The sequence below is a fragment of the Isoptericola chiayiensis genome (assembly GCF_013149805.1).
In the GTDB taxonomy this organism is placed as follows: domain Bacteria; phylum Actinomycetota; class Actinomycetes; order Actinomycetales; family Cellulomonadaceae; genus Isoptericola; species Isoptericola chiayiensis.
On record NZ_JABEZT010000010.1, the window covers coordinates 15240 to 33562 of the forward strand.

General features: G+C 73.4%; 14 protein-coding genes. 7 read left to right on the forward strand and 7 right to left on the reverse strand.

Going from position 1 to position 18323, the window contains the following annotated elements; all coding sequences use genetic code 11:
• The first annotated feature begins 16 nt into the window (after positions 1-16).
• A complete protein-coding gene (locus HDG68_RS15170) occupies positions 17-2050 on the forward strand; it encodes a penicillin-binding transpeptidase domain-containing protein (RefSeq protein WP_343037612.1) in 2034 nt (677 codons plus the stop codon).
• An 85-nt stretch (positions 2051-2135) separates the two neighbouring features.
• Here the strand turns inward: HDG68_RS15170 and HDG68_RS15175 are convergent, their stop codons facing one another.
• From HDG68_RS15175 to HDG68_RS15185, 3 genes are all read right to left on the reverse strand, one after another.
• Positions 2136-2585, reverse strand: a complete 450-nt coding sequence (locus HDG68_RS15175; RefSeq protein WP_172153491.1) for a hypothetical protein — start codon at positions 2583-2585, stop codon at positions 2136-2138.
• A 73-nt stretch (positions 2586-2658) separates the two neighbouring features.
• A complete protein-coding gene (locus HDG68_RS15180) occupies positions 2659-3924 on the reverse strand; it encodes an amidohydrolase (RefSeq protein ID WP_172153492.1) in 1266 nt (421 codons plus the stop codon).
• A gap of 350 nt (positions 3925-4274) precedes the next feature.
• Positions 4275-6323 (reverse strand): NAD(+) synthase, encoded by a 2049-nt coding sequence (locus tag HDG68_RS15185; protein WP_172153493.1) that lies wholly within the window; start codon positions 6321-6323, stop codon positions 4275-4277.
• 71 nt (positions 6324-6394) lie between these two features.
• On the opposite strand from HDG68_RS15185, the gene HDG68_RS15190 reads away from it, so the two are divergent.
• Both HDG68_RS15190 and HDG68_RS15195 read left to right on the forward strand, forming a co-directional pair.
• A complete protein-coding gene (locus tag HDG68_RS15190; RefSeq protein ID WP_172153494.1) occupies positions 6395-7168 on the forward strand; it encodes a copper resistance protein CopC in 774 nt (257 codons plus the stop codon).
• 159 nt (positions 7169-7327) lie between these two features.
• Complete coding sequence (locus tag HDG68_RS15195; protein ID WP_172153495.1) at positions 7328-7609, forward strand: HU family DNA-binding protein; 282 nt, start codon at positions 7328-7330, stop codon at positions 7607-7609.
• An 87-nt stretch (positions 7610-7696) separates the two neighbouring features.
• Here the strand turns inward: HDG68_RS15195 and HDG68_RS15200 are convergent, their stop codons facing one another.
• Complete coding sequence (locus tag HDG68_RS15200; protein WP_172153496.1) at positions 7697-10495, reverse strand: lysylphosphatidylglycerol synthase transmembrane domain-containing protein; 2799 nt, start codon at positions 10493-10495, stop codon at positions 7697-7699.
• A gap of 188 nt (positions 10496-10683) precedes the next feature.
• Here HDG68_RS15200 and HDG68_RS15205 point away from each other — a divergent pair, with 188 nt between their 5' ends.
• From HDG68_RS15205 to HDG68_RS15220, 4 genes are read left to right on the forward strand one after another with little or no spacing between them, the layout of a single operon-like run.
• A complete protein-coding gene (locus HDG68_RS15205; protein ID WP_172153497.1) occupies positions 10684-12333 on the forward strand; it encodes an ABC transporter substrate-binding protein in 1650 nt (549 codons plus the stop codon).
• Between the two features lie 16 nt (positions 12334-12349).
• On the forward strand, positions 12350-13393 hold the full coding sequence (locus tag HDG68_RS15210; RefSeq protein WP_172153498.1) for an ABC transporter permease subunit: 1044 nt from the start codon (positions 12350-12352) through the stop codon (positions 13391-13393).
• Entirely contained in the window at positions 13393-14463 is a 1071-nt protein-coding gene (locus tag HDG68_RS15215; protein WP_172153499.1) for an ABC transporter permease, read from the forward strand. Before HDG68_RS15210 ends, HDG68_RS15215 begins: the two co-directional genes overlap by 1 nt.
• Positions 14460-16166 carry an ABC transporter ATP-binding protein gene (locus HDG68_RS15220; protein WP_172153500.1) on the forward strand — a complete coding sequence of 569 codons (1707 nt, stop codon included), beginning with the start codon at positions 14460-14462 and terminating at the stop codon, positions 16164-16166. Before HDG68_RS15215 ends, HDG68_RS15220 begins: the two co-directional genes overlap by 4 nt.
• Here the strand turns inward: HDG68_RS15220 and HDG68_RS15225 are convergent.
• The 3 genes from HDG68_RS15225 to HDG68_RS15235 all read right to left on the reverse strand — a co-directional run bounded on the left by HDG68_RS15225 (position 16118) and on the right by HDG68_RS15235 (position 18318).
• A complete protein-coding gene (locus tag HDG68_RS15225) occupies positions 16118-16954 on the reverse strand; it encodes a CPBP family intramembrane glutamic endopeptidase (protein ID WP_172153501.1) in 837 nt (278 codons plus the stop codon). The genes HDG68_RS15220 and HDG68_RS15225 overlap by 49 nt on opposite strands.
• Positions 16955-17071: 117 nt before the next feature.
• Positions 17072-17377: a type II toxin-antitoxin system antitoxin gene (locus HDG68_RS16765; protein WP_216648537.1), complete on the reverse strand. Its 306-nt coding sequence runs from the start codon at positions 17375-17377 to the stop codon at positions 17072-17074.
• A complete protein-coding gene (locus HDG68_RS15235; protein WP_172153502.1) occupies positions 17374-18318 on the reverse strand; it encodes an SPFH domain-containing protein in 945 nt (314 codons plus the stop codon). The genes HDG68_RS16765 and HDG68_RS15235 overlap by 4 nt, the downstream gene beginning before the upstream one ends.
• Positions 18319-18323 lie beyond the last annotated feature (5 nt).

The window sequence follows — 18323 nt, forward strand, 5'->3', positions numbered from 1 at the left end:
CCGCTAGGCTCGCCGGGTGCGCCGCCGGACAACCCTGCCCCTGACCGTCCTGATCGCCCCCGCCGTGCTGGTCACGCTGACCGCGTGCACCGGGCCGGACCGGCCGCCCGCGGCCGACACCGCCGCCGCGCTCGCCGACGGGCTCGCGTCCGGCGACCTGGCCGCGCTGACCGTCACCGCGACGACGTCCGCCATCCCCCAGCAGGTCCTCGACGAGGTCACCGAACCCCTGCGGGCCGCGGCCGAGGAGGCCGGCGCCGCCCCCGCCGTCGAGGTCGCCGAGGTGACGGAGCGCCCCGAGGCCGAGGGCGAGGAACCCGCCGCCGACGTGACCCTCGCGTGGAGCTGGCCGCTGGACGCCGAGCGCACCTGGGAGTACACCACCAGCACCGAGCTCGGCTGGGTGCCCCCCGGTGAGGACGCCGGACCGGACGACGTCGGCACCTGGGAGGTGCACTGGGAGCCCGACCTGCTCGTCCCCGAGCTCGTCGCCACCGACCGGCTCGAGATCGAGACCGTCGCCCCGGACCGCGGCGACCTCCTCGACGTCGACGGCGAGCCGCTGGTCACCGAGCGCGACGTGTGGCGCATCGGCATCGACAAGACCCGCCTGGACCCGCCGGCATACGACGAGCAGTCGCGGGCGCTCGCCGAGCTGGTCGGCCTCGACCCCGACGAGTACGCGGCACGCGTCGAGGCCGCGGGGGACAAGGCCTACGTCGAGGCGATCACCATCCGCAAGGACCGCGAGACGTCCGGCGTCGACTTCACCGCCGGCGACGCCCGCACCATCCGCGGCGTCAACGTGCTCGCCGACACCATGGAGCTCGCGCCGACGTCGACGTTCGCGCGCCCCGTCCTCGGCCGGTCCGGTGACGCCACCGCCGAGATCATCGAGGACTCCGACGGCGCGATCCAGGCCGGGGACACCGTCGGGCTGTCCGGCCTGCAGGCCGCCTACGACGCCGAGCTGCGGGGCGCACCCGGCCTCGTGGTGAACGTCGTCGACACCGACGGCGAGGTGCTGCGCGAGGCCTACCGGGCCGAGGCGGTGCACGGCGCCGACGTCGCCACCGCGTTCGACCCCGCGCTGCAGACGCTCGCCGAGGACGTGCTCTCCGACGTCGAGCCCGCCAGCGCCCTCGTGGCGATCCGGCCGTCCACCGGCGACGTGCTCGCCGCCGCCAGCGGCCCCGGGAGCGAGGGCTGGTCGACGGCGACCCTCGGCCAGTACGCCCCGGGCTCCACGTTCAAGGTGGCCGGGGCGCTCGCCCTGATGCGCGCCGGCGTCTTCCCCGAGGACACGGTCAGCTGCCCCGAGACCCGGACCGTGGACGGGCGCACCTACTCCAACGTGCCCGGTTACCCGGCGTCCGCCACCGGCGAGGTGCCGTTCTCCACCGCGTTCGCCCACTCGTGCAACACGGCGTTCATCGGGGCGGGGGACGCCCTGGAGACCGGGGCGCTCGCCGACGCCGCGGCGGACCTCGGGCTCGTCGCGGAACCGTCGGTCGGGGCCGCCGCGTTCCTCGGCGAGGTCCCGACCTCCGACGGCGGCGCCACCGCGCGGGCCGAGGCGATGATCGGCCAGGGGCAGGTGCTGGCCTCCCCGCTCGGCATGGCGACGGTCGCGGCGAGCGTCGCGGCCGGGGAGCAGGTGGAGCCGCGCATCGTGCGCGAGGTCGTGGCGGCGGACGGGGGCCCGTCGTCGTCCGCGGCGCCGTCGGGATCTGCGTCGCCGTCCGCGTCGCCGTCGTCGGCGGGGGAGCCGGCGGGCACGGCCGACGGGCTGACCGAGACCGAGGCGGCCGACCTGCGCGACCTCATGGCCGGCGTCGTGACCGACGGCAGCGCCTCGGCCCTGGCCGACGTCCCCGCGGTGGTGGGCGCCAAGACCGGTACCGCACAGTACGGGGACGGGTCGCGCCAGCACGCGTGGATGCTCGCGATCACCGACGACGACCTGGCGGTCGCCGTGTTCGTCGAGGACGGCGAGTACGGGTCGACGACGGCGGGCCCGCTGATGGGGTCGTTCCTCACCGGGCGCTGAGCCCGGGGTTCGTCGCAGAGCTCGGTGCGCCCGGCCGGGAGGGTCGGGCTCAGCGCGCCCGGTCGGGTTCAGCGTGCCCGGTCGGTCACTCCGGGACGACGAACCCGGCGTCGGCGCAGAAGGACGCGAACGCCGCCACGGACTCCTCGACGTCGGCCGGGTCGGCGGAGCCGCCCTCGAGCGAGGTGTCGAACGGCGCCTGGATGGTCTCGAGCAGCGCGGCCGCCTCGGTGTCGGCGTAGCGGATCTGGGCGTCGAGACGGTCGCGCACGATCGTCAGCTCGCCGGTGTTCTCCTCGGTGGCGGGCTCGGCGACCTCGGGGGTCCAGGTGGTGACCCGGTGGTGGATCGAGAGCTCGCCGCCGTCGTAGTAGCCGCTGCACGTCGTGAGGGTGTCTGCGCCGCCCTCCGTCTCCGTGGAGGCCTCCGGGGTGGGGGAGGTCTCCGCCGCCGGCTCGGCGTCGTCCGGTCCGGCGCAGGCGGCGAGCAGGAGGGCGGTGGAGACGGCCGCGGTGGCGGCGAGGAGGGGGCGCATAGGAACGATTCGACCCGAAGTTGCCCTGGGCAGGCAACTTCGTGGCCGGGTTTGTTGCGGGTCTCACACCAGCTCAGGCGAACCGTGCGGACCGTTCGACGACCTGCCCCGCGCCCCGGCCGCCGTCGGCCTCGGCGTCCCACGTGTACACCTCGGTGCCGGTGACGAACACGTGCTCGGCACGGGCGTTGACGTCCAGCGGGTCGCCCGACCAGATGACGACGTCGCCGTCCAGCCCCGGACGCAGCGCGCCCACGCGGTCGTCCAGGTCGAGGAACGCCGCCGGGTTCACCGTCAGGGCCTCCAGGGCGACCCGGCGGTCGAGGCCCTCCTTCACCGCCAGCGAGGCCTGGTGCACCAGGAAGTTGATCGGCACCACCGGGTGGTCCGTGGTGATCGCGACGCGCACCCCGGCCTCGGCGAGCCGGCCCAGCGCCGCGATCGACCGGTTCCGCAGCTCCACCTTGGACCGGGTCGTGAACATCGGCCCGAAGATCACCGGCACGTCCCGCTCCGCCAGCACGTCGGCGACCGCCGCGCCGTCGGTGCCGTGGTTGATCACCAGGCGGTAGCCGAACTCGTCGGCCAGGCGCAGCGCCGTGGCGATGTCGTCGGCGCGGTGGGTGTGCTGGTCCCATGCGAGCTCGCCGTCGAGCACCCGCGCCAGCGTCTCCTTGGTCAGGTCGCGGGCGAACGGCTTCCCCTCGGCCTCCGCCGCATCGCGGGCGGCCGCGTAGTGCTGGGCGTCGAGGAACGCCTGCCGGATCACCGAGGCGACCCCGAGCCGGGTCGCCGGCGTCTTCTTCTGCTCGCCGTACACCCGCTTGGGGTTCTCGCCCAGCGCGCTCTTGACCGAGACGGCCTCGCGGATGATCTGCTCGTCCACCGTGCGCCCGCCCCACGTCTTCATCGCGACGGTCTGCCCGCCGATCGGGTTGGCCGAGCCGGGCTTGACGACGACGGAGGTCACGCCACCGGCGAGCGCGTCGCGGAACCCCTCCTCCTCGATGTTGATGCCGTCCAGCGCCCGGAACGCGGCGCCGTTCGGGGCGGTCTTCTCGTTGGTGTCGTCGCCGGCCCAGCCCTCGGCCTCCTCGTGCACGCCGACGTGCCCGTGCGACTCGACGAACCCGGGCAGCACCCACCGGCCGCCCGCGTCGACGGTGCGGACGCCGTCCGGGACCTCGACGTCGGCGCCGACGGCCGTGATGACGCCGTCGGTGATCAGGACGGTGCCGTGCTCGACCGGCTCGCCGACGACGGGGACGACGTGGCCGTTCGTGACGGCGACGGAGCTGCGGGTGGTGCCCGGGGTGGTGGGCTGCGTGGAGGAGGTCATGGGCCCATCCTGCCTCCCACGCCGCCCCCGACGCCGCCTTCCCTTCCCCGGTCACGACCCCAGGCACCCCGTTCCGCCGATATCGGCACTCTGTCCCCAGGTCGGCAGTTCGAACTGCCGATCCGGGGCCGAACTGCCGACGTCGGCAAATTGGACTGGATGACGAGGCTCGGTGCACGGCCGGCAGACGCTGCGCGGCGGTCGGTCGGCGCCCGCGATGGGATCGGCACTCTGCGGCCAGGTCGGCACGGATGACTGCCGAAATGGCCGCACCGTGCCGACCCGACGGGGGTGGGCACGCCGGCGACGGGCGCGTTCGCGGGTCCCTGCCCGCGCACCGGGCCCCGCTGTCAGCCCTCCGGGACATTCTCCTCGACCTCGCGCAGCCACGCCGCCGCCGAGGCGTCCGACGGCATCCGCCAGTCCCCGCGCGGCGACATGGTCCCGCCGGCCGACACCTTGGGCCCGTTCGGCAGCGCGGAGCGCTTGAACTGCGAGGCGAAGAACCGCCGGTAGAACACCAGCATCCACCGCCGGATCGTCGCGAGGTCGTAGGCGGAGCGCTCGTCGTGCGGGTAGCTCGGCGGCCAGTCGCCGACGGACGCGTCCCGCCAGGCGTGCCAGGCGAGGAACGCGATCTTCGACGGCCGCATCCCGAACCGCAGCGTCCAGTACAGCGTGAAGTCCTGCAGCGCGTACGGGCCCACCATCGCCTCGGTGGACTGCGGCGCCTCGCCCTCCCCGGCGGGCACCAGCTCGGGCGAGATCTCCTGCACGACGATCTCGCGCAGCACGTCGCCGACCTCCCCGGGGAAGTCGCCGGAGTCGGCCACCCAGCGGATGAGGTGCTGGATCAGCGTCTTCGGCACCCCGGTGTTCACCGCGTAGTGCGACATCTGGTCGCCGACGCCGTAGGTGCACCACCCCAGCGCCAGCTCGGACAGGTCGCCGGTGCCCAGCACGATGCCGCCGCGGTGGTTGGCGATCCGGAACAGGTAGTCGGTGCGCAGCCCGGCCTGGACGTTCTCGAAGGTGACGTCGTACACCGGCTCGCCGGCGCCGTACGGGTGGTCGAGGTCGCGCAGCATCTGCTCGGCGGCGGGCCGGATGTCGAGCTCCTCGAACCGCACGCCCAGGGCGCGGGCCAGCCGTGTGGCCCGGTCCTTGGTCTCGGACGACGTCGCGAAGCCCGGCATCGTGACGGCGTGCACGTCGGTGCGGGGTCGCCCGAGGCGGTCCATCGCCTTCGCGGCCACGACCAGCGCCTGCGTGGAGTCCAGCCCGCCGGAGACGCCGACGACGACCTTCGGCTGCCCGATCGCGGCCAGCCGCCGCTCCAGGCCCGTGACCTGGATGTTGTACGCCTCGTAGCAGTCCTGGGCGAGCCGTGTGGCGTCGTCGGGCACGAACGGGAACCGGTCCACGTGCCGGCGCAGGCCGAGGTCGCCCGACGGCGGACCCACCTCCCACTCGACGGTCCGAAAGTCGGAGGTGCGGTCCCGCAGCGCCCGCCGGTTGTCGTCGAACGTGCCCTGGCGCATCCGGTCCTGACGCAGCCGGTCGAGGTCGACGTCGGCGACCGCACGGCGCGGCCCGTCGGGGAACCGGTCCGTCTCGGCCAGCAGGTCGCCGGCCTCGTAGACCAGGGTCTGCCCGTCCCAGGACAGGTCGGTGGTCGACTCGCCCTGCGACGCGGCGGCGTACGCGTAGGCGGCGTGGCAGCGCGCCGACGCCGAGCGCACCAGCAGGCGGCGGTCCTCGGCGCGGGCGATCGTGATCGGGCTGGCGGACGGGTTGAGCAGCACGGTCGCGCCGGCCAGCGCGGCCTCGGCCGACGGCGGCACGGGCACCCACATGTCCTCGCACACCTCGACGTGCACGGTCAGGCCGGCGACGTCGGAGGCGCGGAAGAGCAGGTCCGGACCGCAGGGCACGTCGTCGTCGGCGAACGGCAGCCGCACGCGCGCGCCCCGCAACGCCTCGCCCGAGGCGAACCAGCGCTTCTCGTAGAACTCGCGGTAGGTCGGCAGGTACGTCTTGGGTGCGACGCCGAGCACCCGCCCGCCCTGGATCACGACGGCGCAGTTGTAGACCCTGCCCTCGATCTCGAGCGGGGCACCCACGACGAGCAGCGGACGCAGGTCGGCGCTGGCCTCCACGATCTGCTCCAGGGCGTCGGTGACGGCCTCGAGCAGCGTGTCGGCCAGGTGCAGGTCGTCGAGGGCGTACCCGGACACGGACAGCTCGGGGAACAGCGCGACGGCCGCCCCGTCGTCGTGGCAGGCGCGCGCCTGGTCGAGCACGGCGGCGGCGTTCGCGGCCGGGTCGGCGAGCGTGACGGGCACCGTGCACGAGGCGATCCGGGCGAACCCGTGGGCGTAGGCGTTGCGGAAGTCCACACCCCGAGTGTGCCCGACGACACCGGTCCGGCGTTGGCCGGGTGTCCGACGGCGGCGCTAGGGTCGCACCCGTGGCGCAGAATCCTGCGGGCCGAGCGCCCGCTCCCCAGAAGCCGGCGGCGCCGGGGTCCGACGACGGTTGGGCACCCGTGCGGGGTCGCAAGCGGATGCGCGTGGTCGCGACCATCGTGGCGATCGCCATGCTGCTGACCGTCGTCGGCGGCACCGCCGTCAGCGTGCTCACCGCGGCGTCGGCGAGCGCCCACGACCAGCTCCTGTCCTCCGACCCGGAGGACGGTGCGGAGCTCGACGAGCCGGTCGAGGAGGTCTCGCTGACGTTCAGCGCGGACGTCATCGCCGAGGGCACCCAGGTGCTCGTGACGACGCCGTCCGGTGACGTCGAGGCCGACGTCACCGTCGAGGGCGCGGTCGTCACGGCGGGCTTCGGCGAGCAGACGGTGGGCGGGGACTACGCCGTGACCTGGCGTGTCGTGTCCTCCGACGGCCATCCGATCACCGGCGAGTTCGCGTACACGGTGGCCGGGCAGGCCGGTGACGAGGCCTCGGCGGAGGCGTCCGCGTCCCCGGCCGAGGAACCGGTCCCGGCGGCCTCGGCGGAGTCCGTGCTCGAGGAGTCCGGCGAGGCGGACGGTCTTGGCGCCACCGAGCCCACGCCGTCGTCCACCACGGACGCCGAGGAGACCGCCGGCGCCGGCTCGATGCCGCTGCTGTACGGTGCCGCGCTGATCGCCGCGATCGGTGTCGCCGTCGCGCTGCTGATGCGGTCGCGCCGGCGTCTGCACGAGTCCGTCGGCCAGGATCCGCGGGACCGCGACCAGGACTGAACCGTCGTCCGCGGCACCGAGACGCGCCACGAGGGGCGCAAAAGTCGCAGGAAGCCGCGGATGTTCCATAGTGTGTTCCCGGTCCACCGGTTCTGCCGGTCCGACCGTGAACGTGACGGCGCACGGGTCCGTGCGTCGTGATCCGGAGAAGGGATGCACATGTCGCTCAACAAGTCCGAGCTCGCCTCGGCCATCGCTGCCAAGGCCGACCTGACCAAGTCGGACGCCGAGGCCGCCCTCAACGCCTTCCAGGAGGTGCTCATCGAGTCGCTCGGCAAGGGCGAGGCCGTCAAGGTCACCGGTCTGCTCTCGGTCGAGCGTGTCGAGCGCGCCGCCCGCACCGGTCGCAACCCGCGCACCGGTGAGGAGATCCAGATCCCGGCCGGCTACGGCGTGAAGATCAGCGCCGGCTCGCTGCTGAAGAAGGCCGTCGCCAAGTGATGTCCCGCTGACCTCGGTCAGCTTTTCGAGGGCCCGTCGTCCGCTGTGCCGCGGACGGCGGGCCCTCGCGTGTCCGGAGCGTCGGCGTCAGAGGTCGCCCTTGCGCTCCAGGTAGCGCATCGCGACCCACCCGAACGGCACCCGGCCCCAGTAGGTCACCAGCCGGAACAGGATGGTGGTGGACAGGGCGATCGACGCCGGCACGCCGGCCGCCGTGAGCCCCGCGGTCAGGGCCGCCTCGACACCACCCAGGCCGCCCGGCGTCGGGACCAGGGCACCGAGGGCGTTGCCCACCAGGTAGATGACGGCGACGTCGACCAGGTTGAGGGACTGGCCGAACGCGGCCAGTGCGGCGTCGAAGGCCAGCACGTACCCGAGCGACATGATGACGTTGCCGCCGATCCCCAGGGCCAGGCGGGTCGGCTGACCGAGCATCTGCGACAGCCGGGGCCAGACCTGCTCGAGCGTGGGGCGGATCTTCTCCCACACCCAGCGCCGCACGGCCGGCACGAGCAGCGTGGCCACGACCGCCACGGCGACGCCGGCGATCGCCAGCAGCACCGTGATGGACGGCAGCTCGATGAGCCCGCCGGACCCGGTGAAGATCGACAGGACCACCAGCAGCACCACGGTCACCACGAACTGCGAGACCTGCACCAGCGCGACGGTCGCGACGGCCATCGGTGTCTCGATCCCGCGCCGGGTCAGCATCCGCAGGTTCAGTGCGGCTGGTCCGATGCCGGCCGGTGCTGCGAGGGCCACGAAGGAGCCGGCCATCTGGGTCAGCGTCGCCCGCCACAGCGGCAGCTTCTTCGGGGAGAAGGCGGAGAACGTCAGCGCCGCGCCGAACCAGGTGATCGCCCCGAGCGCGAAAGCCGCCACGATCCACCACGGGTTCGCGCGGGAGACGGCGTCGGTGATCTCGTCGAGGTTCATGGTGGTGACCAGCGCGGTGATCACCACGATGAACAGCGCCAGCATGACGACGGTCCGGGCCCCGAACCGGGTGATGTTCTGGGGCTGGACGTCGACCTGGGGGAGGCGCTCGACGAGGGCGTCGCGCAGCGCGTCGAGCAGGCCCTTGCGCTGGCGGACCTCGACCCGGGTCGCGGCCGGCAGGGCGACGGACTGCAGCAGCGGCCCGACGGCGGCGACGTCCGCGGCGGGCAACGCCTGCACGGCGGAGGCGACCGCGCGGTCGGCGCCGACGCGCAGGGCCAGCAGCGCGAGGAGCTGGGTGAGGTCGAGCCGCCGTCCGAGGGTCGTCGAGGCGATCTCGCCCTGCTCCCAGCCGGTGAGCCACACGCGGGGCTCGCCACCGCCGTCGTCCCGGGCGACGAGCAGCACGTCCGGGGTGAGCGCGTGGTGCGTCAGCCCGGCGGCGTGGGCGCGGCGCAGCTGGGCCCACGCGGCGGCGAGGACCGCGTCGCCCTGCGGGCCGTCGAGGGCGTCGTCCGGCAGGTCGCGCCAGGCGACGGCGTCCGGGGTGTGCTCGGTGACGAGCACGATGGAGTCGGCCGCCTCGCCGACGCCGAGCAGCCGCGGGGTGCGGACCCCGGCGGCGGACGCGGCGTAGGCGAGCAGCGCGTTGCGCTCGGCGACGGCCTTGAGGGAGACCTGCGCGCGGCCCTCCAGCCCGCGCAGCCGCAGGGCGCGCCACATGCGGGTGAGCATGCCGACGACGTGGCGGTCGCCGTCCAGCACGACGACGTCGCGGCGGGTCCCGTCCGGGGTGAACATCGCGTACACGCGGGTGTCGTTGGCGCGGGTGAGGGCGACGGTCGCCGGGTCGGTCAGGGCGCCCGACGTCGGCACCGCGGCGGCGTCGCGTCCGCGCTCGCCGTAGCGGGGGCGGTTGCGCAGCAGCGCTCGCAGGGTGGTACGGCCGGTGACCTCCCCGGCGGAGTCGACGTGGGTGACGGTGTCGTCGGGGATGCGGTCCACGGGGTCGGTGCGCTCCGCCGCCGTGCCACCGGCGTCCGGGTCGGCGGACACGTCGGTACCGCCGTCGTCGACGCTGGCGGAGACGCCGCGGACCCGGACCAGGGCGTTGGGACGGAACCCGGCGCGACGGACGGCGGTGACGAGCTCGCCGCCGTAGGCGCGCTCGGAGCGCACCCCGGAGGCGTACTGCACCGTCTGGCCCGCCAGGCGGCCGACGAGCAGGGCGACGAGCACGCTGGGCAGCGGCGCCTGGCCGGTGATGAGCGCGATGATCAGCGCCAGGTACAGCACGTTCCAGGACCACCGCACGGTCCGGCGTCGGGTGCGGGGGCCCGCTGCGGTCAGCAGGGCGGCGATGCCCGCGACGTAGCCGGGCAGGGTGAGCCGCCACGCGCCGTCGGCGAACACGGAGAACGCCCGGATCAGCTCGTCGCTGCCCAGCCAGTCCAGCAGCAGGACCGTGAGCACGCCGAGGACGAGGCCCAGCGTGGCGGCGACGATCGACTCGACGACCTGGCGGCCGAGCCGGCGCAGGCCCAGCTCGACGAGCACCGCCACCGGGACGAACAGGGTGACCAGCGCCTCCAGGACGGCGACCGGCAGGAACAGCAGCTCGCCGAGGAACGTGTTGAACGCCCGCACGTCGGCCGTGACGCCCTCGGTGGTACCGTGCGCGACGACGGACAGGACCAGCACGAGCGCGATGCCGAGCGTGCTGCCGATGATGCCGAGCAGGTCGGAGGGGTGGCGCACGCGCTGCTCGGGGGTGTCGACCACCCGCACCAGTCCGGCGTCGGAGTCCGTGACGCCCTCGCCCAGGAACAGGGCGCGCAGGGCCCCGGTCGCCGGGGCCGGCTCGTCACCGACGAACGAGCCCACGTCGTGCACCGAGGTGCCCGCGGCACCGCGGCCCGCGGGCACCTCGCCGCTGGCTCGGGACATACCGGGATTCTAGGTGCGCGGCCTCGTTTCGGCCCGGTCAGCACGCCGCCGGGGCGCACCGGTCGCTGTCCGACCCTCCTGATATGTCACACTCACGTGATCTGGGCGACACAGTTGCCTGGTAGAAACGTCGTCACTGTGGACGGCTCGCGGCGACCCCGCGACCCGCATCGAAGAGGGGAACAACCATGAGGACGATCCGAAGGGCCCGGCGCTCGGCCGCGGCCGCGGCCGGCACCACGGCGGTCCTGCTGGCGCTGACGGCGTGCGGCGGCAGCGGCACCGACGAGGGGTCGGAGGGCACGGACGGCGGCGGCGCCGCCGAGTCGCTGGTCATCGGCACGACCGACAAGATCACGACCATCGACCCCGCCGGGTCGTACGACAACGGCTCCTTCGCCGTGATGAACCAGGTCTACCCGTTCCTGATGAACACGCCTTACGGCAGCCCGGACGTGGAGCCGGACATCGCCGAGTCGGCGGAGTTCACCTCGCCCACCGAGTACACCGTCACCCTCAAGTCCGGCCTGACGTGGGCCAACGGCAACGACCTGACGGCCTCCGACGTGAAGTTCAGCTTCGACCGCCAGCTCGCCATCGCGCACGAGAACGGCCCGTCGTCGCTGCTGTACAACCTGGACAGCACCGAGGTCGTCGACGACACCACCGTCGTCTTCCACCTCAAGGAGGCGAACGACCAGGTCTTCCCGTCGATCCTGTCCTCGCCGGCCGGCCCGATCGTCGACGAGGACGTGTTCTCCGCCGACGCCCTCACCCCGGACGCGGAGATCGTGGACGGCCAGGCGTTCGCCGGCCAGTACGTCATCACGAGCTACACCCAGAACGAGCTGGTCACCTACGCGGCGTTCGACGGCTACCAGGGGCTGCTCGGCGAGGCCGAGACCCCCGAGATCAACGTCTCCTACTTCGCCGACGCCTCCAACCTCAAGCTCGAGGTCCAGCAGGGCTCGGTGGACGTCGCCTTCCGTTCGCTGTCCTCGACCGACATCGAGGACCTGCAGGGCGACGACGCCGTCAAGGTCGTCGAGGGCCCGGGCGGCGAGATCCGCTACGTCGTCTTCAACTTCGACACCCAGCCCCACGGTGCCGCGCAGGACGACGCCGACGAGGACATGGCGCTGGCCGTCCGGCAGGCCGTGGCGCACCTCATCGACCGCGAGGCCATCTCCGAGCAGGTCTACAAGGGCACCTACACCCCGCTGTACTCCTACGTCCCCGCCGGCCTGACCGGCGCGACGGAGTCCCTCAAGGAGCTGTACGGCGACGGCGAGGGCGGCCCGGACGCCGACGCCGCCGCGACCGTCCTGGAGGACGCCGGTGTCGAGACGCCGGTCGAGCTCAGCCTGCAGTACTCCAACGACCACTACGGCCCCTCCTCGGGCGACGAGTACGCCCTGATCAAGGACCAGCTCGAGTCGTCCGGCCTGTTCAGCGTGGACCTGCAGACCACCGAGTGGGTGCAGTACAGCGAGGACCGCACGGCCGACGTCTACCCGGCCTACCAGCTCGGCTGGTTCCCGGACTACTCCGACGCGGACAACTACCTCACGCCGTTCTTCCTGGACGGCGGGTTCCTCGGCAACCACTACTCGAACCCGACCGTCGACGAGCTGATCGTCGAGCAGGGCGTCACCGAGGACCCGGACGAGCGCGCGGCCGTCATCGAGGAGATCCAGGACACCGTGGCGCAGGACCTGTCCACGGTGCCGTACCTGCAGGGCGCGCAGGTCGCCGTCGTCGGCGCCGACGTGACCGGCGCCGAGGACACCCTCGACGCCTCCTTCAAGTTCCGCTACGCGGCACTGAGCAAGGGCTGATCGAGGAACCCTGCCCGTGGCTGCAGCACCGACGGCAGGAAGCGCACTGGGACGGTACGTCCTGGTGCGCTTCCTGCTCATCATCCCGACCGTCCTCATCCTGGTCACGACCGTGTTCGTGCTCATGCGCGCCACGGGTGACCCGATCACGGCCGCGCTCGGCGGCCGACTCACCCCCGACCAGCTCGCCGAACGCATCTCCGCCGCCGGCTACGACCGGCCGATCCTCGTGCAGTACTGGGAGTACCTGACGGGCATCCTCACCGGCGACTTCGGGACCACCATCAGCGACAACCGTCCCGTCACCGAGGTGCTGGCCACGTACGGCGCCGCCACGCTCGAGCTCAGCGCCTACGCGGTGCTCGTCGCGCTCGTCCTCGGCGTCCCGTTCGGCATGATCGCGGCCTACCGCCGCGACCTGCTGCCCGACGCCGTGCTGCGGGTGCTCGCGATCCTCGCCTACGCGACGCCGGTGTTCTTCGCCGGCCTGCTGCTCAAGCTGATCTTCTCGGTGTGGCTGGGCTGGTTCCCCGTCGCGGGCCGGGTCTCGACCGGCGGCGAGATCGCGATGCGTCAGGCCGGCGCCGACTCGGGCTTCATGCTGGTCGACGCGTTCGCCACCGGGGACCCCGCCGTCGTGCTCGACGTGCTGACCCACGCGTTCCTGCCCGCCCTGACCCTGGGGCTGCTCACCGCGGGTGTCTTCCTGCGGCTGGTGCGCACCAACATGATCGGGACGCTGGGCACCGAGTACGTCGACGCCGCCCGCTCCCGCGGCGTGCGCGAGCGGCGGCTCGTGACCGCGCACGCCTGGCGGCCGGCCCTCATCCCGATCATCACGGTGGCCGGCATGCAGATCGCCATGCTGCTGGTCGGCGCGGTGCTGACCGAGACCACGTTCGAGTGGCGGGGGCTGGGCTTCCAGCTCTCGGAGTACCTGCAGGCACGCGACTTCGTGGCCGTCCAGGGCATCGTCGTCGTCATGGCCGTCGTGGTCGCGGTGACCAACTTCCTGGTGGACGTCATCGCCGCGCTCGTCGACCCGAGAGTGAGGTTCTGATGACCGCTCCGGAGATCGCCGGGGGGCCCGGCGCCGCACCCGCCACCCCCGAGCACCTGGGCGGGCGCGGTGCCTGGTGGCGCCGGCTGCCCGTGGTCCGTCAGGTGCGCCAGAGCGTGGGCCTGCAGCGGGGCATGCTCGTCGCCGGGCTGGTGCTGTGCGCCGTGTTCGTGGTCACGGCCGTGGGGGCGCGCTGGATCGCACCGTACGGCTGGTCGCAGCTGCGCACGCCGGACGGGACGTTCGGCGCCCAGCAGCCGCCGAGCGCCGAGCACTGGTTCGGCACCACCGTCGGCGGCTACGACGTGCTGTCCCGCGTGGTGTGGGGCGCGCAGACGGCGTTGCTGGTGGTGATCGTCGCCGTGCTGGCCTCGATCGTCGTCGGCGTCCTGCTGGGCCTGGTGTCGGGCTACTTCGGCGGCTGGGCGGACCGCATCCTGGTGCTCGTCGCCGACGCCGTCTACGCCTTCCCGTCCCTGCTGCTCGCGATCCTGCTCGCCATCGTCATCTCGGGCGGACAGTCGAGCATGTGGGGCGGGGTGCTGGCCGCGGCCCTGTCCATCACGGTGGTGTTCGTGCCGCAGTACTTCCGCGTGGTGCGGGCCGAGGTGGTCCGCATCAAGTCCGAGGCGTTCGTCGACGCCGCGCGCGTGCTGGGCACGCCGCACCGGCGCATCATGACCCGCCACGTGCTGCGCAACTCGGTGCGCACCCTGCCGCTCATCGTCACGCTGAACGCCTCGGAGGCGATCCTGACCCTGGCGGGCCTCGGCTTCCTCGGGTTCGGCATCGAGCCGACGGCGGCCGCCGAGTGGGGGTACGACCTGCAGCGGGCGGTCGCGGACGTCACGTCCGGCATCTGGTGGACCGCGCTGTTCCCGGGCCTGGCGATCGTGCTGGCCGCGATGGGCATGACGCTCGTCGGCGAGTCGCTCAACGACCTGGCCGACCCGCGGCTGCGGGTCCGTGCCCGGAACCGGAAGGTCGCCGGATCGGTCGCCGCCACGTCGGTCGCGACCGCGCCGGCGGGGGAGTCGTCGGCCGCCGCCGACCCGAAGGAGGACTCATGAGCACGCCCGTCGCGCGGATCGACGAACTCGCAGTCTCGTTCGCCACCGACACCGGCCCGGTGCGGGCCGTCGACGGCGTCAGCCTCGACGTCGCACCCGGCGAGGTGCTCGCCATCGTGGGCGAGTCCGGGTCCGGCAAGACGGTGACGGCCAAGACCGTCCTCGGGCTGCTGCCGGCGACGGCGACGGCGAGCGGCGCCGTCGTGCTCAGCGGGCGCGACGGGACGGAGACCGACGTCGTGCACGTGTCCGCGGGCGAGCTGCGTCAGGTGCGCGGCCGGGACGTGGCGATGGTGTTCCAGGAGCCGTCCACCGCCCTGAACCCCGTGTACACGGTGGGCTGGCAGATCACCGAAGGTCTGCGCGCCCACGGCAGGGTCTCGGCGAAGGAGGCCCGACGGCGCGCCGTCGAGGTGCTGCGGACGGTCGGCATCCCCGACCCGGAGCAGCGGGTGGACCACTACCCGCACCAGTTCTCCGGCGGGCAGAAGCAGCGCGTGGTGATCGCGATGGCGCTGGTGCTGAACCCCGGGCTGATCGTCGCCGACGAACCGACGACCGCGCTGGACGTGACGGTCCAGGCGGAGATCCTGGACCTGCTGCGCAGCCTGCGGGACTCCACGGGAACCGCGATCGTGCTCATCACGCACAACATGGGTGTGGTCGCGGACCTCGCCGACCGGGTCGCGGTGATGTTCCACGGCAAGGTGGTCGAGGAGGCTCCCGTGGCGGACCTCTTCGCCGCGCCGCAGGCCGAGTACACGCGGTCGCTGCTCGGTGCGGTGCCTCGCGTCGGCGAGGGGACGGCGCGCGCCGAGGCCCGGGCCGCTGCCCGTCCGGAGGGCTGGGCGGACGCCGACCCCGTCGTCGCGGCCGAGCACCTGACCATCACCTACCCGGGCCGGTTCCGCCGGCCGGGCTTCACCGCCGTCGACGACGTGTCCCTGACGATCCGCCCCGGCGAGGTGCTGGGCCTGGTCGGCGAGTCGGGGTCGGGCAAGACCACGATCGCGCGCGCGGTGGCGGGCCTGCAGCCGGTCACGGACGGTTCCCTGCGGGTGCTGGGCACGCAGATGCGCGGTGCGCGGGGGCGAGCGCTGGCGGACATGCGTCCTCGCCTCGGCTTCGTGTTCCAGGACCCGGCGACGTCGTTCAACCCGCTGCTGACGATCGCCGAGTGCGTGGCCGAGCCGCTGGTGGTGCACGGGCGGGCGTCGTCCCCGGACGCGGCGCGCGGACGGGTCGACGAGCTGCTGGAGGCCGTCCAGCTCCCGCGGTCCTACGGCGACCGGTACCCGCACGAGCTCTCCGGCGGTCAGCGGCAGCGGGCGTCGTTGGCGCGGGCCCTGGCCCTCGAGCCGGAGCTGCTGGTCGCGGACGAGCCGACGTCGGCCCTGGACGTCTCGGTGCAGGCCCGCGTGCTGGAGCTGTTCGCCGAGCTGCAGGACGAGCTGGGGTTCGCGTGCCTGTTCGTCTCCCACGACCTGGCGGTCGTGGACCGGCTCGCCGACCGGATCGCGGTGCTCTACCGCGGCCGCCTCGTCGAGGAGGGCACGGGGGCCGAGGTGCTGGGCTCGCCGCGGGAGGAGTACACGCGCCGGCTGCTCGCGTCGTTGCCGGTGCCCGACCCGGTCGAGCAGGCCCGGCGGAGGGCTCAGCCCACGCCGAGCGCCGCGAGCCACGCGTCGGGCACGAACGCGTAGCCGACGAACGCGACGACGTCGAGCAGGGTGTGCGCGACGACGAGGGGCAGCACCCGGTGGCGCCCCCACCGTGAGGTGTAGAACCAGGAGAAGACGACGCCCATGACGACGTTGCCGAGGAACGGCCCGATGCCCTGGTAGAGGTGGTAGGAGCCGCGCAGCAGCGAGCTGGTGACGATGAACGTGAGCCGGTGCCAGCCGAGGTCGGCGGTGCGTTCGTGCAGGTAGGCGACGGCGATGACCTCCTCGAGCAGGCCGTTCTGCAGGGCGGCGAGGATCAGGACGGGCACGGTCCACCAGTACTCGCTCAGGGCGCTGGCCTGGATCTCGACGGTGATGCCGAGCGCCCGGCCGAGCGCGTAGAACGCGAGGCCGGGGATGCCGATGGCGGCGGCGAGCGCGAACCCCCAGGCGGTGTCGCGGCCGGGCCGGGCGGCGTCGAACCCGATCCGGCGCAGCGTCCCGGGTCCGCGCGCGGACAGCAGGTAGAGCGCGAGCGCGACGGGCAGGACGGCGAACGCGATGCCGAGCAGCTGGTAGGTCAGGTCGAGGTAGGGGCGGGCCGAGCGGGAGGCGTTGAGCGTGGCCGACTGCTCGGCGAGCGCCGTGCCCGAGGTGAGCCGGGCGACGATGTTGACGATCGCGTAGACGGCGCTCTGGCCGAGGCTGAGGCCGAGGACGAGCCAGATCTCGGCGCCGGTCCGACGGCGGTCGCGGGCGCTGCGGACGGGTGCTGCGGGTGCGGGCGGGGTCCACGGCGCCGCGGGGGCGGTCTGCGGTGCGGTCACCGCCCCAGCCTAGGCACCCCTCCGCACCGCTGTGGGCGCTCTTTGTGGCCTGAAATGAGATGAATGTGTGTTTTCGACGCCCAAGAAGTGCGCCCACAGCTGAGGTCAGGGGCCGGGTCAGGGGGCCGACGGCGGCCGGCCCGGTCGGCGGGGCGGACGGGCGTCGCGGGGCATTCGACCCGCGTCGCGCAGCGCCCGGCGCAGCAGCATCTCGATCTGCGCGTTGACGCTGCGCAGGTCGTCGGCGGCCCATCGCGCCAGCGCCTCGTGGACGGCGGGGTCCAGCCGGAGCGGCACCTGCTTGCGGGCGGGCCGGCGTCCGGTCGACGACGGCGACCCTGCGGCGGGCCCGGCACTCTCCGGTGCGTCGCCGCCCGCCGGGGTGCCGTCGTCGTCCCCGGACGCTGCCGCCTGGCTCGTCACTGGTAGAGCGACCCCGCGTTGACGACCGGGGTGGCCCGGCTCTCCCCGCACAGCACGACGAGCAGGTTGGAGACCATCGTGGCGCGGCGCTCGTCGTCGAGGGCCACGACGTCCTCGGCCTCGAGGCGGTGCAGTGCCGTCTCGACCATGGAGACCGCGCCGTCCACGATGCGCTCGCGGGCCGCGATGATGGCGCCGGCCTGCTGGCGCTGCAGCATCGCCTGGGCGATCTCGGGCGCGTAGGCGAGGTGGGAGATGCGTGCCTCGATGACCTCGACGCCGGCGACGGCCACCCGTTCGGCCACCTCGGCGGCGATCTCGTCCGACACGAGCTCGGTCGCGCCCCGCAGCGACTCGGTGCCGTTGCCGCCGTCGTACGGGTGGGACATGGCCACGTGCCGCAGCGCGGACTCGGACTGCACCACGACGAAGTCGTCGTAGTCCTCGACGGCGAAGCTGGCCCGCGCGGTGTCGGCGACCTGCCACACGACGATCGTGGCGATGTTGATCGGGTTGCCGTCGGCGTCGTTGACCTTGAGCTCGCTGGTCTCGAAGTTGTGTACGCGCACCGACACCTTGGAACGGGTGGAGAGCGGGACGGTGAGCACCAGACCGGTGCGCCGCACGGTGCCGACGTAGCGACCGAAGAACTGGACCACGAGGGTCTGGCCGGGGCTGACGACGGCGATGCCGGTCAGCGGCAGGACGCCGACGACGGCGAGCAGGATGCCGGGCACGATGCCGACCGGGCCGGCCGCGAGCATGGTGGCGATGCCGAGCAGGAGGAGGGCGGCGGCGAGCACGATCGCGAGCACGGTCCCACCGGCCCCGAGGGACCAGGCGTCCCGTTCGGCGATGTCGACGCGGGTGCCGGCGTGGCCGACGGGCGTGCCGGTCGGGGCGGGCGCGCCGAGGTCGCGGGTGGGGGCGGGGTCGGTCATCGGGG